This window comes from Mucilaginibacter pineti (genome assembly GCF_900101875.1).
Taxonomy (GTDB): domain Bacteria; phylum Bacteroidota; class Bacteroidia; order Sphingobacteriales; family Sphingobacteriaceae; genus Mucilaginibacter; species Mucilaginibacter pineti.
In genome coordinates this window covers 798,829-824,951 of the sequence record NZ_FNAI01000001.1, presented here as the reverse complement: position 1 = coordinate 824,951, position 26,123 = coordinate 798,829, and the positions used below count along the sequence as shown (strand labels likewise).

At 39.3% G+C, this 26,123-nt stretch carries 23 protein-coding genes; 7 read left to right on the top strand and 16 right to left on the bottom strand.

Annotated features, from left to right (window positions below; genetic code table 11):
• Position 1: 1 nt before the first annotated feature.
• From BLS59_RS03335 to BLS59_RS03290, 10 genes are all read right to left on the bottom strand, one after another.
• On the bottom strand, positions 2-553 hold the full coding sequence (locus BLS59_RS03335) for a WcaF family extracellular polysaccharide biosynthesis acetyltransferase (protein WP_091144262.1): 552 nt from the start codon (positions 551-553) through the stop codon (positions 2-4).
• Positions 546-1,964 carry an exosortase Y gene (gene xrtY / locus BLS59_RS03330; protein WP_091144259.1) on the bottom strand — a complete coding sequence of 473 codons (1,419 nt, stop codon included), beginning with the start codon at positions 1,962-1,964 and terminating at the stop codon, positions 546-548. The genes BLS59_RS03335 and xrtY overlap by 8 nt, the downstream gene beginning before the upstream one ends.
• Positions 1,961-2,581, bottom strand: a complete 621-nt coding sequence (locus BLS59_RS03325) for a class I SAM-dependent methyltransferase (RefSeq protein WP_091144256.1) — start codon at positions 2,579-2,581, stop codon at positions 1,961-1,963. Before BLS59_RS03325 ends, xrtY begins: the two co-directional genes overlap by 4 nt.
• Positions 2,568-3,728 carry an XrtY-associated glycosyltransferase XYAG1 gene (locus tag BLS59_RS03320; RefSeq protein ID WP_091144252.1) on the bottom strand — a complete coding sequence of 387 codons (1,161 nt, stop codon included), beginning with the start codon at positions 3,726-3,728 and terminating at the stop codon, positions 2,568-2,570. Before BLS59_RS03320 ends, BLS59_RS03325 begins: the two co-directional genes overlap by 14 nt.
• Complete coding sequence (locus BLS59_RS03315) at positions 3,729-4,589, bottom strand: ABC transporter permease (RefSeq protein WP_091144249.1); 861 nt, start codon at positions 4,587-4,589, stop codon at positions 3,729-3,731.
• Positions 4,586-5,704 (bottom strand): glycosyltransferase family 4 protein, encoded by a 1,119-nt coding sequence (locus tag BLS59_RS03310; RefSeq protein WP_091144247.1) that lies wholly within the window; start codon positions 5,702-5,704, stop codon positions 4,586-4,588. Before BLS59_RS03310 ends, BLS59_RS03315 begins: the two co-directional genes overlap by 4 nt.
• Positions 5,697-7,484: an asparagine synthase (glutamine-hydrolyzing) gene (gene asnB, locus BLS59_RS03305; RefSeq protein WP_091144243.1), complete on the bottom strand. Its 1,788-nt coding sequence runs from the start codon at positions 7,482-7,484 to the stop codon at positions 5,697-5,699. Before asnB ends, BLS59_RS03310 begins: the two co-directional genes overlap by 8 nt.
• Before the next feature lie 164 nt (positions 7,485-7,648).
• Positions 7,649-8,164 (bottom strand): UpxY family transcription antiterminator, encoded by a 516-nt coding sequence (locus BLS59_RS03300; protein ID WP_091144240.1) that lies wholly within the window; start codon positions 8,162-8,164, stop codon positions 7,649-7,651.
• A gap of 15 nt (positions 8,165-8,179) precedes the next feature.
• On the bottom strand, positions 8,180-10,606 hold the full coding sequence (locus BLS59_RS03295) for a GumC family protein (RefSeq protein ID WP_091144236.1): 2,427 nt from the start codon (positions 10,604-10,606) through the stop codon (positions 8,180-8,182).
• The gene (locus BLS59_RS03290) at positions 10,607-11,392 is read right to left on the bottom strand and encodes a polysaccharide biosynthesis/export family protein (RefSeq protein ID WP_091144233.1); all 786 of its coding nucleotides are present in this window, start codon (positions 11,390-11,392) and stop codon (positions 10,607-10,609) included.
• A 101-nt stretch (positions 11,393-11,493) separates the two neighbouring features.
• Here BLS59_RS03290 and BLS59_RS03285 point away from each other — a divergent pair, with 101 nt between their 5' ends.
• Together BLS59_RS03285 and BLS59_RS03280 are read left to right on the top strand one after the other, a co-directional pair.
• A complete protein-coding gene (locus BLS59_RS03285; protein WP_091144229.1) occupies positions 11,494-12,231 on the top strand; it encodes a glycosyltransferase family 2 protein in 738 nt (245 codons plus the stop codon).
• A gap of 145 nt (positions 12,232-12,376) precedes the next feature.
• Positions 12,377-13,417 (top strand): MraY family glycosyltransferase, encoded by a 1,041-nt coding sequence (locus BLS59_RS03280; RefSeq protein ID WP_240315137.1) that lies wholly within the window; start codon positions 12,377-12,379, stop codon positions 13,415-13,417.
• 68 nt (positions 13,418-13,485) lie between these two features.
• Here BLS59_RS03280 and BLS59_RS03275 read toward each other — a convergent pair whose 3' ends face one another.
• Together BLS59_RS03275 and fbp are read right to left on the bottom strand one after the other, a co-directional pair.
• Positions 13,486-13,962 (bottom strand): Lrp/AsnC family transcriptional regulator, encoded by a 477-nt coding sequence (locus BLS59_RS03275; RefSeq protein ID WP_091144221.1) that lies wholly within the window; start codon positions 13,960-13,962, stop codon positions 13,486-13,488.
• A gap of 2 nt (positions 13,963-13,964) precedes the next feature.
• Positions 13,965-14,984, bottom strand: a complete 1,020-nt coding sequence (fbp, locus tag BLS59_RS03270) for a class 1 fructose-bisphosphatase (RefSeq protein ID WP_091144217.1) — start codon at positions 14,982-14,984, stop codon at positions 13,965-13,967.
• Positions 14,985-15,348: 364 nt separating this feature from the next.
• On the opposite strand from fbp, the gene pckA reads away from it, so the two are divergent.
• Entirely contained in the window at positions 15,349-16,896 is a 1,548-nt protein-coding gene (gene pckA / locus BLS59_RS03265; RefSeq protein ID WP_205411166.1) for a phosphoenolpyruvate carboxykinase (ATP), read from the top strand.
• A 47-nt stretch (positions 16,897-16,943) separates the two neighbouring features.
• On the opposite strand, the gene BLS59_RS03260 is transcribed toward pckA, so the two are convergent.
• The 4 genes from BLS59_RS03260 to BLS59_RS03245 form a co-directional block, all read right to left on the bottom strand.
• Positions 16,944-17,996 (bottom strand): hypothetical protein, encoded by a 1,053-nt coding sequence (locus BLS59_RS03260; protein WP_205411165.1) that lies wholly within the window; start codon positions 17,994-17,996, stop codon positions 16,944-16,946.
• Between the two features lie 143 nt (positions 17,997-18,139).
• Positions 18,140-18,583 carry an SRPBCC family protein gene (locus tag BLS59_RS03255; protein ID WP_091144208.1) on the bottom strand — a complete coding sequence of 148 codons (444 nt, stop codon included), beginning with the start codon at positions 18,581-18,583 and terminating at the stop codon, positions 18,140-18,142.
• 11 nt (positions 18,584-18,594) lie between these two features.
• A complete protein-coding gene (locus BLS59_RS03250; RefSeq protein WP_091144205.1) occupies positions 18,595-18,912 on the bottom strand; it encodes an ArsR/SmtB family transcription factor in 318 nt (105 codons plus the stop codon).
• A complete protein-coding gene (locus BLS59_RS03245) occupies positions 18,893-19,342 on the bottom strand; it encodes an SRPBCC family protein (protein ID WP_091144200.1) in 450 nt (149 codons plus the stop codon). The genes BLS59_RS03250 and BLS59_RS03245 overlap by 20 nt, the downstream gene beginning before the upstream one ends.
• Positions 19,343-19,542: 200 nt before the next feature.
• Between BLS59_RS03245 and BLS59_RS03240 the strand changes: the two genes are divergently transcribed.
• The 4 genes from BLS59_RS03240 (at position 19,543) to BLS59_RS03225 (ending at position 25,822) form a co-directional block, all read left to right on the top strand.
• Complete coding sequence (locus BLS59_RS03240) at positions 19,543-20,154, top strand: TetR/AcrR family transcriptional regulator (protein WP_091144196.1); 612 nt, start codon at positions 19,543-19,545, stop codon at positions 20,152-20,154.
• A 144-nt stretch (positions 20,155-20,298) separates the two neighbouring features.
• Entirely contained in the window at positions 20,299-21,678 is a 1,380-nt protein-coding gene (locus BLS59_RS03235) for a TolC family protein (RefSeq protein ID WP_091144192.1), read from the top strand.
• Positions 21,679-21,689: 11 nt separating this feature from the next.
• Entirely contained in the window at positions 21,690-22,769 is a 1,080-nt protein-coding gene (locus BLS59_RS03230; protein WP_091144189.1) for an efflux RND transporter periplasmic adaptor subunit, read from the top strand.
• Complete coding sequence (locus BLS59_RS03225) at positions 22,766-25,822, top strand: efflux RND transporter permease subunit (RefSeq protein WP_091144186.1); 3,057 nt, start codon at positions 22,766-22,768, stop codon at positions 25,820-25,822. Before BLS59_RS03230 ends, BLS59_RS03225 begins: the two co-directional genes overlap by 4 nt.
• The last annotated feature ends 301 nt before the right edge of the window (positions 25,823-26,123 follow it).

Below are 26,123 nucleotides of genomic sequence, written 5' to 3'. Positions count from 1 at the left end.
TTTAGCTTATAACACGTTTCCTTATTTTAACTGCCGGGTTTCCCTGATAAATACTGTAAGCCTCTAAATTAACAGTGGCAATTGAACCACTTGTTAATACCGAGTGACTTGCAGCTGTTATCCCGAGATTAACAATGGCCCCGGCACCTATCCATACGCCTTCTTCAAGCGTTATTGCAATAGTTATCAAATCAAAAGACGTTTTCTTGTAATTATGGCTGCCTGTTAGTAATATAGCTCCTTGCGAAAGGCAGCAGTTTGCGCCAATGGTTGTTATTACTAAATTATCTATCCAAACGTTTTCGCCTATCCAGGTTTCGTCGCCAATAGTTAAAAACCATGGATATTTGATATTTACGCATGGTTTTATGGTAACGTTCTTGCCTATTTTGGCTCCAAAAAGACGTAATAGAAATACTTTAAAGCCAGTGACCGGGATAAGACTTGTTTTAAAAAAAACTGCGTTTATATAAAACCATAAAAGCCTTTTTAACGCATTGCCACCCGGGTGAAATGGATAATTATTGTAGGTGGATAAATTGGTTTTAAGCATGTTGGTTGCTTATTTTATCGTCGTTTTTTACCCAAAAGTACAGGCTTACCATTATCATGATGTACAGTGTTATGTTGAAAATGGTATGGTGATCTATAATTCTGCCGGCGCGCTTGTTCCAAAACAAGGTCAGCAAAATAAAACGCAGGATATTTAACAACTCGATACTTAAAATACCTCCTACCAAAAATGTTATTTTTTTATTCAGTTTTCGTGGATAGGCAAGTACAAATGCCGAGAAGAAACTGATGAGTCCTAACCCCAGACATGAGTATATTACTCTAATGCCTCCTCGACCGGCAACTAATAAGTCGGTTTGGTTATTTATAGCGGTAAAGCCCATCCATGTTAATACCTGCTTACTACTTGTTAGTAAAAAATAACGTAGCCATTCAATGTAATTAAAATGATTGGCTAAAAAGGGACTGTAATGATTGCCCCCCGGAGTGGTAATGCCGAAAAATAGAATGTTGAAATAATAAAAAATCACAAACAGGATCACAAATTTAAATGCAAATACGATTGGTGAAGGTTGCTTTGTATCGGTTTCTTTTGATTTTCTCTGCGCATTTAGAATTTCATCTATTTTAATGTCAACTATCAGCCTGAACCAAAAACCCTGCAAAAAGTGAAATATTACCCCCGTACGACCATCAAGTATGCCTCTTTGAAATATAACGCGGAAAAGGAAATAGATAGTGGGCCTAACGTACCGCGGTAACTTCCACCAAATTTGCTTTAACCACGCCGTACGCTGATCTGGCGAGCCGAACAACGACGGTTTGGTAACCTGCTGCCTTATATTCTGCATACGCTCCACTTCTTCATGAGCAACCAGATCGCTGTAACGGTTATGTTTATCTATCCAAAAACTAATGTTGTTTTCTTTTAAATTTTCTTCAAGGATATGGCCATTTTTCCAAATAATGCTTTTACCGGAGATAATGAACCGATGATCCATATTTTCATTAAGATCTGAATGCCCCTTCCCGTATCGAAACATTTTAAGCAGATATATGGGATAATAACCGCCATGTTTTATCCACCTGCCTTTAAAAAAATTCTTACGGTTGAAATAAATACTATCAATATTTTGGTAATCCTCGTTGCGAAAGGTAATAAGCTGCTCTTTTAACTCTGGTGTAACTATTTGGTCGGCGTCAAGACAAATTACCCAGGGCGTCTTTATGTCGAAATTGTTAAGCGCAAAATTCCATTGTTTTGGATGGTTTTCGAAGGGGTGGTGCAGGGTAACTGCACCAGCTTTATCTGCAATGGCTAAAGTAGCATCCGTGCTGCCAGAGTCGAGCACAAAAAGGGGGGCGTTTAATTCTTCTATCGATTTAAGCAGGCGCGGCAGGTGTTGCTCTTCATTATACGTAATAATAATAAATGAAAAGGGGAGGCTCAATTTAACTTCGCTTTAATTATCATTGATTTCCAAAGATAAGGTATCCGGCCGCAACCCTTAAATTCAATAATGGTAAATCCAGCATTGCGTAATATTTTCGAGAGGGTAGTTTTCGACCATAATTTAATATGGCCTCCAAGCCATAACGGATTCATATGGCTATCCCATTTATTCAATAAGCTCAGTAACAGATTTTTTAAGTAGCCGTGATAAGGTGTTGTTATGATAATCTCACCACCGTTAGGCAACTGTTGCCTGCAAAAATTGATAAACGCTTCTGGATTATATAAATGCTCGATAACTTCAGTTGATATGATGGTATCAAAAGTAATGTTTTGCAACTGTACCGGTAATGCTTCTGAAGAAAGGTCCTGTACAAAAAAACGTTCGACATTCTGTTTTTGTGCAATTGCAATGCCTTTTTCAGAAGCATCAGTACCGTAGGCGTTATAACCCTTTTCAATTAAATGATTTACAAGATATCCATTGCCGCAGCCCAGATCAAGAATAAACTTATTTGCATGTTTATTTAATAATCCAGTTAGCTCGTTTAACTGGTAGTTTAGGTTGTGGGTAGGCCCAGCTTCATGAAAACCATAGTCTTTATAGTCGGCCATTAATAATTATATTTTTGTACATATCCGCATATCTTTTTGTTAGCGCACTTTCATCAAAATCCGCACGGATAATAGAGGGCGCATTTAGGCGGATCTGTTTTAAGTCATTGCTGTTACCAGCAATATGATTAAGTGTTGTACCTAACGATACTTCGTCGGGATTGCATTGCCATCCCATGTTTTTATCGATAACATAGTTAGCCAACCCTACAAATTTGCTCACCAAAACTGCTGTCCCAACGCTTAGACTTTCAATGACCACATTTCCGAAGTTTTCATCGTGCGATGGTAACACAAGCAAATCCTGTTCCTGAAGCAGTTTGAATTTATGATCAGTTTGAAAGCCCACCCAGTTAATATTTTCTTCTGCTTTGTATTTATACGCTAATGCTTTTAATTCGTTTATATAATTCTCATCGCCATCGCCGACGATAGTTAGCATATACTGAAAATTTAAAAGCGGCAACGTTTTTATTAAGATATCCAGTCCTTTCTTTTCTTCGATGCGCGAGAGGAAGAGCAACTTAAATGGAGAAGAACTATTATTTATCACCGTATAAGATGCAGCGGGTAACTTTACAAAGTTGGGCAAATTATTTATGCTTTTGGGTTTAAGCATGGCACTTACCGCATTATATTCAAGTGCCGAAGTAACATGAAGGTGGCATTTATTTAACATTGGTTTACCCAAAAGGTAGTGAATGAATGCCTTTGCTAAGTTGTTTTTATTGTGAAAGGAGTAATTGCTCAATGTACCCCTTGGCGAAACTACAACAGGCACACCGCGCGTCAACGCTATAAGGCAGGAAAATAGGGAAACAAGATTCCACCAGGCGTGAATATGTACCACATCATAGGCCTTTACATTTTTCCATAACACTTTAAGCAAAGCCGGTGAAAAGTGCGTGTGATCTTTTGTAATACGTTTAAAATAAGTTACCTGTACACCATCAACGTTTGTCAACTTGTTGGGGGAGGTATTGAGTTCCTCAGTACCATTTGCAGTGGTAGTATATACCTGCAAATCATAACCCGCTTTTGAGAGTTGCTCAGACAGCATAGATACCGACATGGTTGGACCTCCATAAATGAATGCCGGTTTATAAGCAGCACAAATCTGCAATAATTTCAAATTTACTTTTGCCACTTATACTGTATCCACAAAAGTTTTTTCCACTTTGTTAAATATGATGACTCCTACAATAAGTATAGCCGCTGTAGTAAGTGTGCTGTACCCCAACAAATCCCAGCTAAATGCCCCCTTGCCTAAAAAACCGTATCTGAAAGTTTCGATGATAGCTGTTACTGGGTTATATTTAATTAACCAACTATATGCCGGGTATTTAATCTGTACAATAGATAGCGGATAAATTACTGTAGTTGAGTACATTAAAAGTGGCACTCCAAACGCAATAACAAAGGCCAGATCCCGATATTTTGTAGTTACTGCTGATATAATCATGCCCATTCCTAAGCCCAATGAAGCTATTAAAATGATGAGTAAAGGCAGCATAAGCAGAAAAATATTGGGAGCTATTGCCTCTCCCTTTAAAATGAAAACGATGTACAGTATTATGAAAAGCAAAAACTGAACGGTAAACCGTATGAGGTTTGATAATACAATACTTAACGGCATTATTAGTCTTGGAAAGTAAACCTTACCCAACATGCCTGCGTTGTCCCTGAAAACTGTTGACGTTTTGGTAAGACAATCAGAAAAGTAATTCCAAATTATAGTTCCTGCCAGATAAAAAAGAGGTTTAGGAAGGCCATCTACCGGGATGCCAGCCAGATTGCCAAATATAAGTGTATAAAAAACTATGGTGATAACGGGTTGCACAAAAAACCACAAGGGCCCTAAAATGGTTTGTTTGTAAAACGATACAAAATCGCGCCTTACCAGCAGCCATAATAAATCTCGGTATTGCCATACATCGCGTAAATGCAAATCAAAGAGGGCGTTGTGTGGCGTTAATTCAATATCCCATTTTTCTGCAGAAGTACTCATTCGTTAAAGAGTATGTTTAGTTTTTGCATGTAATTATTTTCATTAAAATGAAGTAAACACTGTTGTTGCAGTTGCTTACGATGTTGGGCTGTAAAAGGTGTATTAAGATATGTTGTTATGCAATCTATAAGTTCAGTGGGATTTTCCGGGTTAATTGCAGTGCCCAGTTCGCCATTTCTGATGGCATCAATACTACCGTCTGCATTGCCGCAAATAACAGGCAGCCCGCAGGCTAAGGCCTCAATAAACACAATGCCGAATCCCTCTTTTTTACTGGGCAGTACAAACAAATCTGCCAGCAGAAAATGGTCAACAAGCTCATACTCATCTATAAAACCAGTTAGGATAATCTGCTCTTGTATTTGATGTTGAAGAATAAGTTTTTTTATTCTTATTTCCTCCTTTACATCATACTTGCCTGATAAAATATATTTTATGTTGGGAAACTGGTTCTTTAAATTGCTTACAGCAGCTATTACCTGTTCGTAACCTTTATATTGTTCAGATGACGCCAGGCGTGTTAATGTAAATATAATGGGATAACTGTTTTTAAGCTCATGCCTGTTTATTAAATAAGCAGGTTTTTCAAACGTTTCGGGCTGTTTCATAAAAGGATCAACAGCGTTATTAAGTACCCGGCAAATATTCCTGTCTACATTATGGTGCTTTATTATTTGCTCCTGTGTAAAATTACTTACGCATATAATTTTATCGCATCTTTTTAACAGACATCTTTTTATATAAGATAGTGGTCGCCAAACCTCAACGCCATGAGCAATCAACCACACTTTACACTTAGGATTAGTTAATTTAATAAGTAAACCTAAAACCGAAAGATTTATATGACTTAGAATAACGACATCTGGTTTTAACGAACGTTTTATTGCTTTAAATAAATAGTTCATCCGGTTTATTCCGAATGCCCTGAACGCGCTTTGTGGTAGATATTGTAACATCAGGTCATCCGGTTTATCATATGCTGACCACATTTCAAAATTCCATTTATCGATCTGCGCCAATTTATATAAAGAATGCCCTAAGGTGCGGCTCATTTTTTGGATGCCGCCGGTAGTACTAAAGGTTTGTAAAGTAAAGAAAACTACTTTTTTAGACATGGGCCTTTATCTGGTAAAGCGCGAATGCTTTTGACCAATGTATACGGTTATTTTTAAACTTATTAATAACTTTTTTAGAGAGTTTATCTTTATAAAGGCTACTGTTATTTATTTCGGGGTGTTGCCCCATCCATGTTTGCAGGGGAAATGTAAAACCCATTTTTGGTCTGTTCCATATTGATGCAGGTAGCAGGGGGGAAAAACTATCAATCAGTAATTTTTTTGATTGTGTGCTGTTAAACCTTATTTCTGGTGTAATGCTTTCTACAGCTGCAGTAAAATCCTCATCTAAAAATGGTACCCTAACCTCAAGGCCGTGGCTCATGCTCATTACATCGGTATCTCTTAAAAGTTGGTTTTGCATATACAAATTAGTTTCAAACCATGCGGCATGCTCTTGATTGTAAGGGCCAAGATCTGGCACATCATGGCTGTTAAAAAGAACCTCTTGTATCTGTCTGGTATTTGCTCCTAAAATCATAGCAATATCGCCTGGCGAAAAAAAGCCTCGTAATAAAAGGTAATCGGCTATGGAACCCTCATTAGCTAAAAAGGTAAGTTTTTTATACGGATCAGGCAAAATATTCTTTGCTGCCGAAAATATAGAAGACGGCATTTTTCTTAAAAAAGCGAGGTATCTCATCCTGTTAAATGAGGGATAACCGCCAAAGTATTCATCTGCACCCACGCCCGAAAGCACAGCTTTTAGTCCATCTTCATGTGCATATTTACTGATAAACCAACTGTTGATGCCATCTGTTGTTGGCATATCCATTGCTGTTATAATTTGTGAAAAGTGTGTTTCAAAATCCTGCTGTTTTACCAGATGTGAAAAATTTTTCCCTTTCAACTGTTTCAAAACAACACCTTGATAGGCTTGTTCATCATATAGCTTTTCGTTAAAAAAAATTGATATAGTGTTAAGCTGTTCTTCTTTTTCTTTATCAGCCAGTAAGGTTAAAAGACTGGAATCAATGCCACCGCTTAAAAATACACCCAGCGGCGCATCAGCTATCATCTGGCGGTTTACACTTTTTATAAGAGCAGTTTTAATTACTTCTCGTGCCTCATCTATATTAGTTATCTGTTCCCTTTTATTTGGTTGTTCGTATTTACTGATAACATGTGTGGAGGATGTATTGTCCCAGCGTAAATAATGACCTTTAGGCAGGCTGAAAACATTTTTTAACGTGGTATAAGGCTCGGGAATGTGCCCAAAAGCCAAAAGGCGGATAGGCCAATTATTATCTTTCTCGGTTGTTATGCCACCGGCTGTAAATGCTCTTACTTCTGAGGCAAAACTTAGTGATTGGTTATTGATGAAGTAATATATCGGCTTTATGCCCGCGGTGTCACGTACTAAGTAGGTGAGGTGTTTAACACTGTCAAATATCGCAAATGCAAACATTCCCCTAAATTTGGAAAACGCAGCGGTACCCCATTGTAAATAAGCTGATAGTATTACTTCTGTATCAGTTACAGAACGAAATTGAACTCCAAGTTTCAGTAGTTGGTTTCTTATATCCTGGTAATTATAAATTTCGCCGTTAAAAGTTATCCAGGCTGTTTGTCTAATATCGGACATTGGCTGGTGCCCGTTGCTGCTCAAATCTATTATAGAAAGCCTGCGGTGTCCAAATACCAGGTGGTCTTCTTTGTTAACAAATAACCCTTCATCATCTGGGCCACCATGTTGTAGGGAGTTGCACATGGCTTTTACCTTTTCACAAATTTGTTGTGGTTGTAACCGGTTGTTAATTATTCCCGCAATCCTGCACATGTTGTATCCTGGTGTTCATAGCTTCGCTTCCTGAGTTACATATATTTAGTGTAACTCATTGATTTTCATTTAATTGTTTTTTTTGTATAAGCCGGCTTATATTTTTGTGACCGAACTTAGAATTAATCCGACCAGTCCTTTTAATTGAAAATAAATAATTTCAATTAAAATCTCTCTATATATGATGCAGCAACGTGTACTATTATAACGCGACCGATACTTTCGAGCCTTAATATTAATTGTTTTTGCGACCGATTTGATACCACTTCGCCGGTCATGCCTTTTAATGGACCTGCTTTAATGATTACTTTTTCTCCCGACTGCAAATTTGCCTCTGTGATTTCTAATTCATAGGGACTTGCCATTAATAACTGTAAATCTGTTATTTGGCGATCGGGCATTGATGCTGGTTTACCCGAAAAATATAAAAAGCGCGATATACCTTTTGTCATTAATATATCGGCCTGTTCATGTTCGGCAATGTTAACAAAGATGTATGATTTAAGGAACGGTTCTTCGACCCATTTTTTACGATCGCTCCACTTTTTCAACTGTCGGTGCAATGGCAGGTAAGCTTCGAATCCTTTACTAAGTAAAGCCTCCAAAGCTTTTTTTTCGGCACGGGAGTTAGTATAAACCGGGTACCATTTTTTTGCATTAGTACTTGTATTTAAGTCCATTATTAAAAAAAGGTATTATTTACTTTTAAACCACTTACGAATGTTCCACCATTTTTCTTTCTCATCATCCAGATAATAGCCAGAACCTGAATAACCACTATAGTCAGAATAATAATAATACCGAGAACTGCCACTATCTCCATTAAATTTCGTAGTGTAATATCTTGCATGCAGCAAATCTTCTTCGTAGGCGTTGAGTACGATAACTGTATTGTCCAGATGATACTCCTGTGCAATACGTTGTGGAACAGTAGCCGCGTAAAATTTCGACTTAGCGGATCGAATTACAAACACATTAATATCACTCATTCTGATGAGTGGTATAGCGTCTGATACAAGGCCAATAGGTGCTGTGTCAATCATTATGATATCATATTTCGTTTTCAAATCGGCTATCATGCTAATCATACGTTCAGTATGCAGTAATTCTGATGGGTTTGGCGGTACCGGACCCGAAATAATAAAATCCAGGTTCTCCTGATCAGAGTGGATGATGATTTCGTCTAAAGTACATTGGTACGCCAGGTAATTGCTTAGGCCTTTATCATTGGGTACATGAAAGGTTTTATGCAATCTCGACCTCCTTAAATCGGCGGCTATGAGTATAACTTTTTTATCGATAAGAGATAAGGTGCTCGATAAATTTACTGCCACAAACGATTTACCTTCGCCGGCAACCTCTGATGTTACACAAATGACTTTGCTCGATTTTTCGGCGGCCAAAAAGCTTAGGTTTGTACGTACCGAACGCACCGACTCTGCAAATATGGATTTAGGCTTACTGAGTGCTAAAACCTGCCTGCTGTTTTCATCTACAGGTTCGGGGTACTTTCTTATTACACCCAGTATTGGGATGGCTGTTAAGCTTTCAATTGTTTCCTTATCGTATATATATGGGTTAAGTATCCTTATTAATATGATTAATCCAAGCCCAACTGCCAGTCCAAGTATTATTGCAGTTCGGTGAATATCGTGCTCATCTGGCGATACCGAGTTGAAATTTGGTTGTGCGAATTCAATAATAGTTGCTCCTGGAAGTATCCCTGCGCGGCTTATTTGTGCTTCCAGCTTTTTTTCCGATAAAAAGGAGTACACCTTATCGTTAATCTCAAAATCGCGCTGCAAGCTTACCAAGTCACGCTGAGCAGCTGGTAGTGCCTGTATTGTTTGGTTAACCAAGGCAAGCTGGTTGTCAAGATATGCTATGTTTTTTTCGAGGCCAAGGCGTATAGCTTTTATGTTATTAAGAGCTGTGAGTTTAACCTGAAGAATTGATTGATTGATATCATGTAAAAGATAAGAGTTTGGGGTAAAGTCTTTTAACAAGGTTGTCCTTTCGGTTATAAGACCATCCAGTTTTGCAATTAACGCATCGAGCGCGGGCACGGTAGCCCCAACAGTGCTGAAACTCAGGGTAACGTTATCCTTTTCCCTGGTTATTTGACTGCTTAATTGGTCAAGCGCTATGATTTGAATTTTTAATAGCGATTTGTTTGTTTCAATCTCGGCCGATTTGGTTGCTGAAGAACTTGACGCGGTAGACACATCAAGAATTTTGGTTTTGTTTTTATACTTTTCGATGGATTTTTCTGATCCTTTTACTTCACTTGAAAGGAAAGAAAGCTGACTATCAATAAAATCAATCATTTGGGAAGCGGATTGCGCTTTTTGAACACGGTCAAAAATTACATATTCCTTCATAATATTATTAAGTACATCCGCTGCAAACTGGGGATTTGAGTCTGTGATTTGTAACCCGATAATATTGGTGTTCTTTCCCGTTTCGCCCGCTCTGAAACCACTTTGCACCCGGCCGATAAAATCTTCAGGAATATTAAAGTTAAACAGGTATACGGTATTATGATCAAAGTATCCTGAACTTTTTATATTAAAACTGGTATTACCAATAGTTACAGGGGAATTATAGGCGAAATTATTTGTAATTTCTTTTTTACCAACGTTATAGGTAAGGTTAAATGAGCGTTTATTTAACGGTTTATAACTAATAATACCACGATAAAAGTTTAAACTGTCGAACTTTATTAATTGAATATTCAGGGGCTTGGTAGGATAAATCTCTGATGTACGTACCCTGCCGGATATGTAAAAGCTTACTCTGTAATCCATATCCTTAATAGCACTTAATATTACGTTACGGCTTTGTAATACAGATATGATACTTTGAATTTTAGAGGGACCTCTTTCGGTTGTAGCCATAGAGGTGATAAGATCGGATACTTCCGATTTTTTTTCTTCGGCCTTAAGTGTACCGGAGGTTGAGTATGTTTTTGGCGTATACCAAATATAAGTGTAGGATAGCGCCACGGTAATAGTTACCGATGCCAATATCCAGTACCAGCGGCTTAATAGCACCTTGGCTATTTTAAAATAATCAATTTCCTGATTGGGAAGCTTGCGTTGAAATTTTTCTGTTTCTTCCATTTAACGACGAGAGAACGATAATATAAGCAAGGCTGTATTTAGTAAAAGCAATGCCGGTTGCGAAACAGCCGATATGTTTTGTAAATTCTCATTGCGTACAGACCGTTTGTTTTGTGACACATAAACAATATCGCCGCTTTGAAGTATAGCGCGGGGATCATTTATAGATTGTATATCCCTCAGATTAATTAGCGTAACCTGTGGGTTAAGTTGGTCACCACGTATTATTTTTATGTTTGTTTCGTTTGCGTTTTTTGTAAGTCCACCTGCCTGTCCAATCATTTCAACCAATGTAGTTTTATCTTTTATTAGTGGAAAACTTCCCTGTGAGGTTAGCTCACCAAGTAAAGTTACCTTAAGGTTAGTTATCTTTAACTCAATTATCGGATCTTTTAAAAGGCTTTTACGGTAAAGGTCCTCTACAAGTTTTGCCGCTTGCGGCCTTGTAAGCCCTGCAATGTTAACATGCCCTATAACAGGGAGTGCTACGCTGCCATCTTCTTCAACCTGATAGGTTTGGCCGCTTCCTCCGGTAGCCCCACCTCCGCTTGCAGAGGTTGAAGGAGCGGCGTCAACTATATAACTAATGTTTTGAAGATTTCTGATCTGTATAATATCTTGGGGTTTAATCCGATAGCCAATAAAAGCAGGATTGTTTTTTGGAGATACGGTATCAATCGTATTAGTGCTTTTTTGTTCAAAAAGCGACTGGTACTGCTTGCTTGAACAGGATGATAAATTGAAAAGTATCGAACAGATAAAAAAAACAGTTATTAATAAGCGCATACGGTCGGTAAGTTCTCCTGAATGTTGTTATAATTGTGCAATAATTTCAAAAATACATAATTTGTGGCTATAAAATGCGTGCAATTCCTAATTTTTAAGGTTTGAAAATTTCTTTGGTTACCGTTGTTTACAATGCTCAGAATACCATTGCCCGGTGTATAGAATCTGTCATCAACCAAAAAAATATCGATTTAGAATATATTATAATTGATGGTGGTTCAACAGATAATACACTTCAAATAATCGCCCAATACAAATCAGTAATTAGCTTTTTTATTTCCGAACCAGATAAGGGCATATATGATGCCATGAATAAAGGTATAAAAATGGCAACCGGCAATATTGTTGGCATCCTTAATGCCGATGATCATTTTGCCGATGATTTAGTTTTATATTCAGTAATACAGGCGTTTACAAATCCAGAGATTGATGTGCTTTACGGTAACCTGAACTTTGTTGATGCTAATGATAAAATAGTGCGTAAATGGCATGCCAAAAAGTGTGGAAATAATTCCTTTAATAGGGGATTTATGCCGCCACACCCAACCTTTTATAGTCGGCGGCAATTGTTTGAAAAATTGGGTTTTTATGAGCTTGGGTACGGTTCTGCAGCTGATTATGAACTTATGGTAAGGTTTATGCATAAGCATAAAGTCCGCAGCTTTTATCTTAATAAAATAATGGTTATAATGAGGGCGGGAGGGGTAAGCAACAAAAATTTAAAAAATAGGCTACAAGCCTGGAAGCATGATTTAAAGGCAATGCGTGAAAATAAAATTGCATTTCCACTCCTTGCTATGATGCTAAAACCTTTGCAAAAAATCAATCAATTTTTTTAATCGTAGGTTAAACTTTTTAAATAGACTTACGTAAAAAGGTACAATAAGTAAATGAATGATTTTATAAATACCAATTTAATATATGGTTGAACTTTTACATTTACATCATTTTATTTATAATATTCTAATACTTGTGTTTTCAACCATGATAACATGGCTGTCAATTCCTTCCATCTTACACGTAGCTCGCTCAAGACATTTGTATGACGACGTTGGGCATTTCAGAAAACAACATGATCATGGCATTCCTCGTTTAGGTGGTGTGGCAATTTTTGTAAGCTTTACTATTACAACACTTTTGTTTAGCATAATTGATAAAGCATTACCAGTAAGTTACCTGCTAATAGCCTGTATAATTCTGTTTACTATGGGTTTAAAGGACGATCTATCTGGTGTAAACTCAAGTACAAAATTTTTCATTCAATTTATAGTGGCTGCGATATTAGTACTGTTGGGCGATATTCGTATTACAAGCATGTGTGGTGTGTTTGGCATATTTCAACTACCTTTTATCCCAAGCGCTATATTTTCCATTTTATTAATTATGCTTATTATCAACTCTTTCAATTTGATTGATGGGATTGATGGGCTTGCGGCAACAACGGGTATCATCGTGAACCTTTCTTTTGCTATATTGTTTATGTATATAAAACAATATGAACTTGCAGCGGTTGGCCTGGCCATGACCGGCGCAGTTATAGGTTTTTTACGTTACAACATAACTCCAGCTAAGATTTTTATGGGCGATACAGGTGCTTTATTAATAGGTCTTGTATCGGCGGTAATGGCCATTAAATTTATCGGTGTAAGTAGGTTAACCGGCAGTCATTTGCCAACTATAACTTTTGCACCGGCACTAACCACGGCTATTTTAATAGGTCCTATATTTGATACCTTAAGGGTGTTTATATTAAGGATATTTAGTGGTAAATCGCCTTTTGAGGCCGATAGGAATCACACACATCACCGTATATTGGGGCTGGGGCTTAATCACTTGCAAACAACGCTTTGCTTATCGTTCATTAATCTTTTATCGATAGCTATAGTTTTTATATTCAGTAGTTTAAGTAATTCTTTTTTAATTATCCTTATTTTTTCAATGTCGTTGATGGCCAACTGGATCATTACTTTTTGCCTGCGGTCTAAAGAACGCGAAAATATTGCGCTTCGTAACTTTTTTGCTTAAAACTGAATATTGAAACTGTTTTAAGGCGTTACATAGAAGCTTGTAACGCTTTTTTTGTAAGCGGTGGTTCAACTTTGCCCATCAAACATATACCCGGTTTCGTGTTTAACTTCAGACATTACGAAGAAACTCTGCATGTTGCCTACATCAGGTAGCCTTGTAAGTTTTTCAAAAAGCACTTTGTTATATTCGTCCATGTCCTTGATGGCAATCCGGAGCAGAAAATCAAAGGCTCCCGTCATGTGGTAGCATTCCATAACCTCTGGTAATTTTACCGATGCCTCCATAAAAGCCTTTAAGCTTTCCTGCGAATGTTCCTTTAAATGTACTTGTGTATAAGCAATTAACCCGCGTCCTACCATTTTGTGATTAATAATAGCTGTATAGCGCTGTATATATCCTTCATCTTGTAATTTGCGGATGCGTGCGTGAATAGGCGTAATGGATAGATTCAAGGAATGTGCTATCTCTTTATGAGTAAGTCGGGCATCTTTTTCCAATAATTTTAATATACCCATGTCAATTTTATCCAGGCGATTTTCCATACTTAGCTTTTTTGCAGTATTTCATTTAACAGGTTAAAACTCTCTGCCTTTTTTACCATTTCTTTCGACCCGATGAAAATAGGTGAACGCTGGTGTAATTCGGTAACAGTAAGGTTAAGGATGCGGTCTTTACCGTTTGTTGCCCTGCCGCCAGCTTGTTCAATTAAAAAGGCCATTGGGTTACATTCATAAACAAGCCGTAACTTACCATTGGGTGCCGAGGAGGTAACCGGGTAAATAAATATGCCGCCCTTAATAAGGTTACGGTGTATATCGGCCACCATAGAGCCTATATATCTTGATGCATAAGGGCGGTTGGTTTTAGGGTCTTCTACCTGGCAATATTTTATATAATCTTTAACACCCTGTGGAAAATGTACATAGTTACCCTCATTAATAGAGTATATAACCCCACGCTCCGGAATTTGCATATCAGGGTGTGAAAGGCAAAATTCACCAATCGAAGGATCGAGCGTAAATCCGTTAACACCTTTGCCCGTGGTATAAACCAACATGGTAGATGAGCCGTAAATAATATACCCAGCTGCCACTTGCTCGGTTCCTTTTTGCATCACATCCTTTAGGCTGGCTTGTCCGGCGGTTGTTTTTCTGCGATAAATAGAAAAAATAGTACCAACCGGTACATTTACGTCAATGTTAGATGAACCATCTAAAGGATCAATGGCAACAATATATTTTGCATTTTTTGATACATCTGTATCCAACCTAATGATGTCCTCATTTTCTTCGGATGCAACAATGCAGCATTCCCCTCCGCATTTTAAGGCCGATATAAATTGCTGATCGGCGTATACATCCAGTTTTTGCTGACTTTCACCTTGGATGTTGGTGCTGCCAGCGTTGCCTAATATGTCCATCAGCCCCGCCTTATTCACTTCGCGGTTAACAATTTTTGCTGCAATACCTATATCCCGGAGCAATCTGGAAAGCTCTCCTTTGGCATACGGAAAATCGGCTTGTTTCTCAATAATAAATTGCCCTAAAGTGATTACCTTGTTCATAGACTTAGTGTAAATTATACGTTAATATGATGAATAATTGGTGGAGCCAATGTATGAACAAATGTGCGAATTATGCAAATTGAGGCCATAAAATGACGCCTTTAGTTCTATGGGTGTGGTTTTCATAGTGTATTTAACTGTAGTAAAAAGTGCTTTTCGACTAAAATGCCCATCTTTTTAAGGTCAAAACAGAAAAAATGACTTTTTATGCCGCTATTTTTAGTCATGTTTTTCAAACTGGCGGCATAGTATAGCTTTAATGACCAAAAGACCGAACCTTTGTATTAAGATTTTGGTGTTTTTTTCAATCCAGGGGTAATAACAAAAAATGTATTGCCTTCGTTATTTAAAACGGCTATTTTATATGATAAACTCATTGTTAAGATCGAGGGTTCATTACCAACTGCCGGCCGAAAAGCTGGTTGAGCAAACTTTGCAACGAAAAGAGGGGGTATTGAGCAGTACGGGTGCCCTGATGATTAACACCGGCCGTTTTACCGGCCGTAGTCCCGATGATAAATTTATAGTAAAGGACAGGCAAACCGAAAGTATGGTTCACTGGAACAGGTTTAACAACCCCATCCAACCAGAATATTTTCTGAAACTGCAAAAGGATATGTTGAGCTACCTCGACGGAAAGGAAGACATCTGGATGCGGGATGCTTTTGCGTGTGCGGATAACAAACACCGTATTGCGCTGCGTATTACTACCGAAACTCCGTGGAGCAATCATTTTACCGCAAATATGTTTATTACGCCAACATCCCTGGAACTGCAAACCATAACACCCGAATGGCACGTGATCCAGGCGCCCGGTTTTTACGCCGATCCAAAGGTGCATGGTACCAAAAGTGCCAACTTCACGGTTGTGTCTTTTACGCACAAGACTATCTTAATTGGGGGGACAGGTTATACCGGAGAAATTAAAAAGGGAGTTTTTACCGTATTAAATTACATCTTGCCATTACATAACAATGTGCTGCCTATGCACTGCAGCGCCAATGTGGGAAGGGCTGGAGATACCGCGTTGTTTTTTGGACTAAGCGGCACAGGTAAAACCACGCTCAGTTCCGACCCTGAAAGGCAGTTGATTGGCGACGATGAACATGGCTGGGACGATAGCGGCACTTTTAATTTTGAGGGAGGATGTTACGCCAAGATCATCAACCTATCGGCACAGCAAGAGCCGCAGATCTATAATGCAATTAACGCTGGCGCATTAGTAGAAAATGCTGGATGTATTCCGGGCACAAATCAAATTGATTACAGCTGTAAAAAAATAACGGAGAATACCCGGGTAAGCTATCCTTTGGCCTTTATTGAAAATGCTAAAATTCCATCCGTTTCTGGTATTCCTAAGCATATATTTTTTTTAACGTGCGATGCTTATGGTGTACTACCGCCGGTGAGCAAACTAAGTGCGGAACAGGCCATGTATCAATATATTAATGGTTATACAGCTAAAGTTGCCGGCACCGAAGTAGGGGTAACCGAGCCGCAAATCACTTTTAGCGCGTGTTTCGGCGCACCTTTTTTACCGCTTCATCCAGATTTTTATGCTACGATGCTCAAAGAGAAGATCGAAAAATATAAAGTTCCTGTTTGGCTAATTAATACAGGTTGGACGGGTGGGGGCTATGGCGTAGGGAACCGCATTAGTTTAAAATACACCCGTGCAATAATCACTGCTGTATTAAACGGACAATTAAATAAGGTAATATACAAACGTCACCCTGTTTTTGGGATGCTTGTACCCCAGGCATGCCCCAACGTACCGGATGTACTATTAAACCCGCGTGATACCTGGCCCGAACCAACCGCTTATGACAGGGCCGCCAATAAGTTACTACAGCAATTTACAGCCAATTATCTGCTTTACCGCCCTGAGGAGGTTAAGGTTGGCGTATATTGACCGTATTGGGCTTTTGTTGCTGTTTTTAGATTTTGGCGAAGAATTTATCACTGTTTAAGTAGTTCATCTGCCGTTTTTATAGTAAGGCCGTAATAAAATTTTTGCCCGGGGTAATATTTTTCCCGTAGTTCAAAGTTTTCAAATGCAGGTCCACCGGGAATGTTAACATATTGGGAAGTATCTTTGGTGCCGCCGCTCCAATACTTGGCCCTGCCGTTAACCCTAACCTCAAGCGATGGGTTATAGCCCATGTTATCTTTACGCCAGTATTGCGTCAGCTTACAAAGGGGCCTGTATTTCCAGTTCCTTTTGGTATAATATACGCTATCGTTTGGCCATGATGATAGTTCAGAAAAGCTTTCGTTGGATGTTGTAAATACAATCGGACTTCCGTCTTTAAGTTTTAAGAACGTGCTTGCAGAATATGCCTCTTTTTCAATAAAATCGATACCTGAATACCCGCTATACAACTTTCTTGAATCAATGGTTTCATTATTAAGATGCAGCAACCTTAGTCGCGAATAATTTCCCATAGTAGCTGTAAGGGCGCACCTATCCATCTTCGCGCTATTTTCTTTGTTATGTATTTCGAAACATATTTCCTCTGGCCTATCACTACGGATACTTAATTTAAGATATGGATTTGCTCCGTTTAAAAATTGTTCTGTAAATACATATAATGATAGCTGTTCTATTTCAGGTTTATTCCCATCCGGATGCGATATGATACCCCGGCTATTGATTGGGTTATAGGAGTCTGTAGTTTCATTATCGCCAGTCCACAAAAGCTTTCCCCATTTTCCGTCAACGTTAGAAGGTGAAATTTCACTAAACTCTATTTTGCCATCAACTACGGGTTCAATAGCAATAAAGTTGATGAGATATACTTTTCCCATATATTCATATCCTACCCTAATTAGCCCCCTTGGCCCACCAGTTCCCTGGTCTGCCGTTTCCACACCATTTGGCCATAAACTAAATACTATTCCATTATGTATTCCCCAGGTTTGCTGACCAGATACCACTTCGGGCCTTATCCAATTTGCTTTTTTTGTGATGTTTTGTGCCAATAGTGCTGTATTGAAACACACAAAAAGCATTATAATAAATAAATTGGCGGTCGTGGTGCAGTTCGGCTTTGCGATTTTACTAATGGAAAACATTTTAATAAGGTTACAGCAAAATATACAATTGAAAACAAGCAAATTGTCAAACGGATAGCATTTTTGATATTTATTTAACGCTACTTTTTGTTTGGTTCCCCTTTACCTGTAGTAATCAAGTTGAGCAAACTACTGGTTATATAATTTGTCCATGCATTAAAACAGATTTCGTAACACTCATACAGGGGGATTAAACCAAGGTGAGTGAAGCGGATTTGCGTTTTATTATCTTGTTCAGAGATATCAAAAATAATTTTTGTGCCAATCCACTCTGTTTGATCTTTAGTAAAATTAAAATAATTGTCCAAAACTAACCAAACTACTTTTTTGTTCGGAACAACTTCTATTAGCTTCATTGTACAACGGTGCAAATCCTTAGCCTTGTACGTAAACTCGTCATTTAACTTGCTTGTACCGCCTTCAATATCTTCTGACCACCATCCGCGAACATTGTTGATGGCATCAAAGGCTTCTTTTGAGGTTTGATCTACTATAATGGTAGTAGTGAAATCTTGATTATTCATGTTTTTATTTTTTATGATTTATCGTTTAGTAATGCTCCCAGTTTTTTCAATTTGCTGCCCCAGAAAGCATCATAGTATGCCAGCCACTCTTGTAATTCATTAAACCCGTCTTGCTTTAACGTACAATGCCTTTCCCGGCCAATATCCTGTATGGAAATAAAGCCGGCGTTATAAAGTGCCTTTATATGTTTTGAAACCGCGGGTCGGCTCATATCAAAATTATCAGCCAGAGAATTTATGGTCATATTATCTTTAGAAAGCAGTTGGAGTATTTGCCTCCGGCTCGGATCAGCAATTACCTGGAAGGCATCAAGCCTGTGTTGTTCCATTTGTTGCGTCGTTTATCAGTTGTAAGATTTTTTTAATATTTCTTAACCAGCCTTCATTCATGGATGCGAACATTGATAATAAACTTGTACCCTCGAATCCGTTATGAATTAGTAGGAGTTCGGTGCCGTTATCTTTTTCTGTTAATGTCCAATTCACTACCGAGTTATTTAACGTTCCGTCGCCCGGCCCGAATTTCCAGGAGTAGGAGAGTTTTGTAAAGGGAACTACTTCCAAAACTTTACAATAAAAAATGCCGTCGAAATCCAACTCGGGCATTGGCTTGGCTTTAAATTGAAAATCATGACCCACAATCGGCAGGAAATTGCTTTTCATAAGCCATTGTGCAATCAATTCGGCATTTGTAAGGTAATCCCAAACTACCGCTGGCGGGTGGGGATAAAATAATTGATGTTTAATAATTTTTGCCATAATAGGTAACTTTTAAGTTACTCAAATATATAGGTAACTTATGAGTTACGCAAATTTATTTTCATTTTTTGGGAAGACTATTTTTAGATAATAACCCTCATACCATATAAGTTTATAAAGTGTATTTAAATTGTAAGAATTAATGCTTGCTATTGCATAATGAACGGTGTTCATTATATTTGAGCCGTATTTGATTAACTATGGGAGTAACTGACAGAAAGGAACGCGAAAAAACGGAAATGAGGGAGCTCATTAGGGCTACCGCAATGAAGATGTTCCTGGAAGATGGTTATGCTAAAACGTCTATACGTAGTATTGCCGATGCGATAGAATACAGCCCGGGCACCATCTACCTTTATTTTAAAGATAAAGACGAACTTTTATATGAAGTACAAGGAGAAGCTTACGGCCGTTTACTGGAAGTTTTTAAAAAGGAAGCTACCAGCACTGATCCCCTGGAGAAGCTTAGGCAGGTAGGGCGGTCGTACATTAATTTTGGTTTGCAAAATCCCGAACTTTATGATCTTATGTTCATTATACGGGCGCCAATGAACGTAGATGAAGAGATCCATAAAGCTAATGGCGGTAACTGCTTTAGTTTCCTGGTTGATTGTCTTGACGATTGCATCAAGAAAAACCTGCTTCGTTTAAAGGATATCGAACAAGCCTCGTTGTTAATTTGGGCAACTGCACACGGATTGGTATCGCTAAATTTGCGCTGCCGGTTAAAGATCATGGATCAACCAGAAGAAGCGATACCGCAAATTTTAATTAAATCAATGGAAGATTATTTGGCTGCTGTAACAATATAAAAAAAATTTACTCTACTAATAAACATCGTTCATTATTTAAACACATAATACTAAAAAATAATTGTTCAGCGTGCAAATGTTGCAATGCCGAATTGATGTCTTAAAATTTTTATTTTTTTATCCATATACTAAACATTGTTCATTATGTATACGTCGTTTATTAAAAGATCGATTCCCATTGTAGTGCTCATTATACTTATGAGTATCAACACCTGGGCGCAAATCAATAACAGGCAGCTTGATGATTACATCGCTACCGCATTTCTTCAAAATCAGGGATTAAAGGAGCAGCAGTTTGATCTTGATAAAGCTATGGCGGCGTTGAAGGAGGCGCAAGCCATGTATTTGCCAACTGTAAGTTTATTGGGTAGTTATACCAAATCATCTGGCGGGCGTACAATAGATGTACCCGTTGGCGACCTTGTTAATCCGGTTTATACCGCTCTTAATCAGCTTACTAATTCTAACAAATTTCCGCAGTTGAAGAATGAATCCTTTCTGCTGAATCCCAATAATTTTTATGATACTAAGGTACGCACCTCACTTCCGCTCATTAACGCCGAGATCCGCTATAATAAGTTAATTAAGCAGCAACTTATAACAAGTCAGCAGGCCGCTGTAAACGTTTATAAAAGGGCATTGGTAAAAGATATTAAAACAGCTTATTACCGTTACTATCAATCGTTGCAAAGCATTGCTACTTATAATAGCGCCATAACTTTAATAAAGGAGAACATTCGCGAAAATGAAAGCCTGCTGCGCAACGGTGTTCGAAACGGAACGGCTTTACTGCGCTCGCAAACCGAACGGGAGAAAACCAACGCCGCGCTTATCCAGGCACAGAATAACACCCAAAATGCTAAATCATATTTTAACTTTTTGCTAAACCGGCCCTTGAAGGACTCTATTATCGTCCAAGGCGAAACCATTGCCGATGTTATTTCAGCTCCCGATACATCCGCAGGTACAAGTCACCGTGAGGAGTTGAAGCAATTGCAAACACTGCAACAGGTTTACACACTTGATTATAAATTGCAGCGGTCTGGTTTTATCCCTAAGCTCAATACTTTTATCGATCTGGGTTCGCAAGGGTTTGACTTTGCCGTAAACAACAAAACCCGTTACTATTTATGGGGTGTTAACCTGCAATGGGATATTTTTACCGGCGGGCAGCGCAAATATAAGGCAGAACAATCACGGGCCAACTACAATGCTGCTACCGCGCAGTTAAGTCAAACCGAACAGTTATTGCAATTACAACTTGATGAGGCTTATCATAACTATCAGTCGGCCCGGGCTGCCTATAAAAGTACGGCCGCGCAGCTACTATTTGCAAGTAAGTATTATAACGACCAGTTGAAGGCATATCGTGCGGGGCAACTCCTTTATCTGGAGCTGGTGGACGCGCAAGACCAACTAACAGGTGCGCGCCTCCAAATAGCCGATGCGCAAGCCAACCTGCAAATAACCATAGCCGAACTTGAACGCGACCAGGCTACTTATCCAATTAACAATTCCAACTAAAACATATCGATATGAAAAAAATTAAATACACCGGTTTATTGCTGTGCATACCATTCATTTATGCCTGTAAACCACACCCTGTTACGGTAAGTAATAAAGGGGGCGCAGATACCATAGCTGTACAGGTTAGGCCATTGAAACAGCAAGCCAATAATGCTACCATAGCAGTATCGGGGCAGTTCACTACAGATGATGAAGTAATGCTCTCCTTTAAAACGGGAGGAATTATCAGCAACCTCAATGTAAAAGAGGGCGATGCGGTAAAAAAAGGGCAACTACTGGCCACCCTTAATCCAACAGAAATTAATGCGCAGGTGCAGCAAGCCAACCTCGCAACCGAAAAAGCACAGCGCGATTACGAACGTGCCCAAAACCTTTATAAAGATAGTGTAGCCACGCTTGAGCAATTGCAAAACAGTAAAACCAACTTGCAACAGGCACAACAGCAATTGAAAGCAGCTGCGTTTAACCGTCAGTACTCAGAAATTCGAGCCCCAAAGGATGGTTACATTTTGCATAAGCTGGCCAACGTTGGCCAGCAGGTAACGGCTGGTTCCGCCGTGTTGCAAGCCAATGGCGCCGAAGCAGGCAAGTGGATGCTCCGTGTAGGCATAAGCGACAGGGAGTGGGCCACAATGCAACTTAAAGACCCTGCAATCATTCAAACCACCGCCATGCCTGGTCAACTATTGCAGGGCGTGGTAAGTCGTAAATCTGAAGGGGTAGATGCCGAAACAGGTACTTTTAGCGCCGATATAACCATAACAGGTAAAAAGCCGCAGGCCATTGCCGCCGGTATGTTTGGTAAGGCTACAATTATACCATCCCGCTCATCGAATGCCGGTAACACCACTTGGCAAATCCCGTATGATGCCCTTTTAGACGGTGATGGCAACAGCGGCTATGTATTTGTAACCGACGATAACAAAACAGCACATAAAGTGAAGGTAACGGTGGCCGGCATCGAAAAGAATACAGTAACAGTAAGCAGCGGACTGGCAGATGCGAAGGCATTGATCATCTCGGGCTCCGCTTATCTTACCGATAACAGCGTAATAACAGTTAAATCCCCTCAAACTGCAAGCAAATGAAAATTTCGGAATATGCTGTAAAAAACAGCCAGTTTACCCTCGTGATCTTTATTATGATCATTGTTTTAGGGATTACCACCATGCTAAATATGCCCCGGTCTGAAGATCCGGAGATGCACCCGCCCTCGTTCCTGGTTATTGTTAACTATCCCGGAACAAGTCCGCGTGATATTGAAGATAGGGTAGTTACCCCATTGGAAAAAACAATAGGCGGGTTAGATGATATAAAACGCATCCGTACAACTATATCAAATGGTGTTGCGGTACTGAGGGTTGAATACAAGTACAGCAGTAACATCGATTCTAAATACCAGGAAATAGTACGCGAAGTGAATAATAAGCGGAGCGAGTTACCGGCTGACGTTTCGGGCATCGAGATCCAAAAACAGCAACCTACTGATGTAAATGTATTGCAGGTTGCGCTGGTATCAGAAAACGCCGCACGAAGCCAATTACAGCATTTTGCAGAGAAGTTGCAGGATGAACTGGAAAAGGTATCCTCGCTTAAGCAGGTTTCCATCTTTGGCTTGCCGGGGCAGCAGGTACGTGTTGAGCTCGACTTGGAAAAAATGGCTCAGATGCACCTGCCGTTAAGCGTTGTGGTAAATAGTTTGCATAGTGAAATGGCCAGTATCCCCGGTGGAAGTATAGACGCGGCCCACCTTACCTTCAATATTAAAAGTAATGATTACCGCAGCCTCGATGCGGTAAACGGCACCGTTGTGTATGCAGTAAATGGTAAAAACATCCTGCTGAAAGATATTGCGCATGTATATTACGGTTATGGCGAAGAAAAGCATATCACCCGCCTCAACGGGCATCGTTGTGTATTTGTTGTTGCAGCCCAAAAAGATGGCGAAAATATCAACAAAACGCAGGCCGATTATGCTAAAGTGCTTACTGCTTTCAAAAAACTGTTACCGGCTAATATAGACCTGATACAAAACTTTGACCAGGCTGATAATGTGAACAGGCGTTTAACTGGCTTAAGCCATGATTTTATAATTGCCATTTTACTGGTTGCCATTACACTTATGCCTTTAGGTTTGCGCCCGGCAGTTATTGTTATGATCTCAATCCCGCTTTCGCTGGCTATTGGTATTGTATTGCTGCAGCTATTTGGGTTTAACCTTAACCAGCTAAGCATTGTTGGGCTGGTGGTTGCGCTGGGGCTTTTGGTTGATGATAGTATTGTTGTGGTTGAAAATATAGAACGCTGGATGCTGGAAGGTCATACGCGGTTAGAGGCAACACTTAAGGCCACGGGCCAAATTGGTAAAGCAGTGGTTGGCTGTACCGTTATTTTGGTCATCGCTTTTATGCCACTCGTGTTTTTACCCGAAGGCTCCGGCGATTTTATCCGCTGCCTGCCGCTGGCGGTTATATTTTGTGTAATGGCATCTATGCTGGTATCGTTAACATTTATTCCGTTCCTGTCAAGCCGCTTGCTGAAAAACCATGTAGGCCATCCGGATGGTAACCTTATTATGCGTGGATTAAAAAGACTGATCCACGGCAGCTATGCCCGTTTACTGGATAAAGCGTTGAAAAGGCCAATTTTAACCATCGGCATAGCAGTAGTATTGTTCGTGTCGTCTATATACTTGTTTGGCGTTATTGGGTTTAGTTTATTCCCGTCGTCAGAAAAACCCCAGTTCCTGATCAATATTACTACACCCAATCAATCCAATTTGCCTTACACAGATACGGTTACCAGGGATATAGAACAACAGTTGAAGAAAGAGCCACTTATAAAATATTATGCCACAAACGTTGGTCATGGTAATCCGAGGATATATTACAATGTAGTCCCGGAAAATAACCGAAGCGATTTTGCACAGTTATTCGTTCAGCTTGATAATGATACCAAGCCCGATAAAAAGCTTGCCCTTATCCAGCGTTTACAGAACATGTGGGCACACTACCCGGGCGCTAAGATCGAGGTGAAAAATTTTGAGCAAGGTCCGCCCGTAGTTGCACCTATTGAAGTTCGCTTATTTGGCGATAATTTGGATACGTTACGTGCTTATTCGCTTAAAGTTGAAAAACTGCTGCACCAAACAGCGGGTACCATGTATATAAATAACCCGGTAAGTTTATTGAAAAGCGATATCCGCATAGCGGTAAATAAAGAAAAAGCCCAGCAATTGGGTGTAAATTCCTTAGCTGTTGATCAAATAGCAAGGCTGGCAGTTACCGGGCTTGATATGGGCACCTATTATAACAACGACAACAAATATGGATACACTGTTTTGCTCACCCGCATAAAAGAAGGTCGCCCAAGTATGGATGCTTTCCGGAATTTATATGTGAACAATGCCCAGGGAGGCGCTTTGCCGCTTAACCAGGTTGCGGGTTTGCAGTTGGAAGCATCACCAGCTGTTATCAATCACCAGGAAAAGAAAAGGGTAGTATCCGTACAGGCAAATGTTCAAAAAAGCTTTTTGGTTAGCAGGGTAATTGACGATGTTACACAAAAAATGGATAAGCTAAAGCTTCCGCCCGGTTACAGCTATGAAATGGGAGGGGAGGTTGAGTCAAAAAATAACTCGTTCGGTGGTTTTATGAGTATTATACTAGTAACCGTATTCGTATTTGTGGCGGTGTTAGTGCTGTTGTTTAAAACCTTCAAAAGTACACTTATCATTCTTTCTGTTATACCGTTAGGTGTTGTAGGTGCCGCCGTTGCGCTTTGGCTTACCGGTAATTCTCTATCATTCGTAGCTATCATTGGTCTAATTGCGCTGGCCGGTATCGAGGTGAAAAATACCATTTTGCTTGTAGACTTTACCAATCAGCTGAGGCAGCAGGGCAAGAACCTGCAGGATGCCATCCGCGAAGCCGGCGAAGTGCGTTTTTTACCTATCGTACTAACCTCATTAACCGCCATTGGCGGACTGATCCCGATAGCAATATCTACAAATCCATTGATATCACCGCTGGCTATTGTACTCATTGGCGGTTTAATTAGTTCTACCTTATTATCACGTATTGTAACACCAATTGTTTATGAACTGATACCTCCTGCGATAGAAGGGGATAAGGAGCTTTAAAAGCTAATGACCGATTGTGCTGTAATCAAATTAAAAAAGGATTCGCAACTTGCGAATCCTTTTTTGTGTGCACATTCGGGCTCGAACCAGAAGATATAAGTGCTAAAATCTTTGTTTCTCTGAATGGTTATTTATTTTAATAGAAAGCATTCGAAACCATTGTCTTTTAATATTTGAATAATGTTTATGCAACAAAATTCATCTCCTTTAATCCTTAATATCCGATCACAATCTTCTAAATCAAAGTTGATTTCGATAAAGTGAATTTGGCTATAAAGTGAAGCCAGGATGATGTCGGCCT

Excerpts from the sequence above, each read along its gene's own strand:
- BLS59_RS03335 (WP_091144262.1), bottom strand. The coding sequence starts at position 553 with ATGCTTAAAACCAATTTATCCACCTACAATAATTATCCATTTCACCCG.
- BLS59_RS03325 (WP_091144256.1), bottom strand. The coding sequence starts at position 2,581 with ATGGCCGACTATAAAGACTATGGTTTTCATGAAGCTGGGCCTACCCAC.
- BLS59_RS03315 (WP_091144249.1), bottom strand. The coding sequence starts at position 4,589 with ATGAGTACTTCTGCAGAAAAATGGGATATTGAATTAACGCCACACAAC.
- BLS59_RS03310 (WP_091144247.1), bottom strand. The coding sequence starts at position 5,704 with ATGTCTAAAAAAGTAGTTTTCTTTACTTTACAAACCTTTAGTACTACC.
- asnB (WP_091144243.1), bottom strand. The coding sequence starts at position 7,484 with ATGTGCAGGATTGCGGGAATAATTAACAACCGGTTACAACCACAACAA.
- BLS59_RS03300 (WP_091144240.1), bottom strand. The coding sequence starts at position 8,164 with ATGGACTTAAATACAAGTACTAATGCAAAAAAATGGTACCCGGTTTAT.
- BLS59_RS03295 (WP_091144236.1), bottom strand. The coding sequence starts at position 10,606 with ATGGAAGAAACAGAAAAATTTCAACGCAAGCTTCCCAATCAGGAAATT.
- BLS59_RS03290 (WP_091144233.1), bottom strand. The coding sequence starts at position 11,392 with ATGCGCTTATTAATAACTGTTTTTTTTATCTGTTCGATACTTTTCAAT.
- BLS59_RS03280 (WP_240315137.1), top strand. The coding sequence starts at position 12,377 with ATGATAACATGGCTGTCAATTCCTTCCATCTTACACGTAGCTCGCTCA.
- BLS59_RS03275 (WP_091144221.1), bottom strand. The coding sequence starts at position 13,962 with ATGGAAAATCGCCTGGATAAAATTGACATGGGTATATTAAAATTATTG.
- fbp (WP_091144217.1), bottom strand. The coding sequence starts at position 14,984 with ATGAACAAGGTAATCACTTTAGGGCAATTTATTATTGAGAAACAAGCC.
- pckA (WP_205411166.1), top strand. The coding sequence starts at position 15,349 with ATGATAAACTCATTGTTAAGATCGAGGGTTCATTACCAACTGCCGGCC.
- BLS59_RS03260 (WP_205411165.1), bottom strand. The coding sequence starts at position 17,996 with ATGCTTTTTGTGTGTTTCAATACAGCACTATTGGCACAAAACATCACA.
- BLS59_RS03255 (WP_091144208.1), bottom strand. The coding sequence starts at position 18,583 with ATGAATAATCAAGATTTCACTACTACCATTATAGTAGATCAAACCTCA.
- BLS59_RS03250 (WP_091144205.1), bottom strand. The coding sequence starts at position 18,912 with ATGGAACAACACAGGCTTGATGCCTTCCAGGTAATTGCTGATCCGAGC.
- BLS59_RS03245 (WP_091144200.1), bottom strand. The coding sequence starts at position 19,342 with ATGGCAAAAATTATTAAACATCAATTATTTTATCCCCACCCGCCAGCG.
- BLS59_RS03240 (WP_091144196.1), top strand. The coding sequence starts at position 19,543 with ATGGGAGTAACTGACAGAAAGGAACGCGAAAAAACGGAAATGAGGGAG.
- BLS59_RS03235 (WP_091144192.1), top strand. The coding sequence starts at position 20,299 with ATGTATACGTCGTTTATTAAAAGATCGATTCCCATTGTAGTGCTCATT.
- BLS59_RS03230 (WP_091144189.1), top strand. The coding sequence starts at position 21,690 with ATGAAAAAAATTAAATACACCGGTTTATTGCTGTGCATACCATTCATT.
- BLS59_RS03225 (WP_091144186.1), top strand. The coding sequence starts at position 22,766 with ATGAAAATTTCGGAATATGCTGTAAAAAACAGCCAGTTTACCCTCGTG.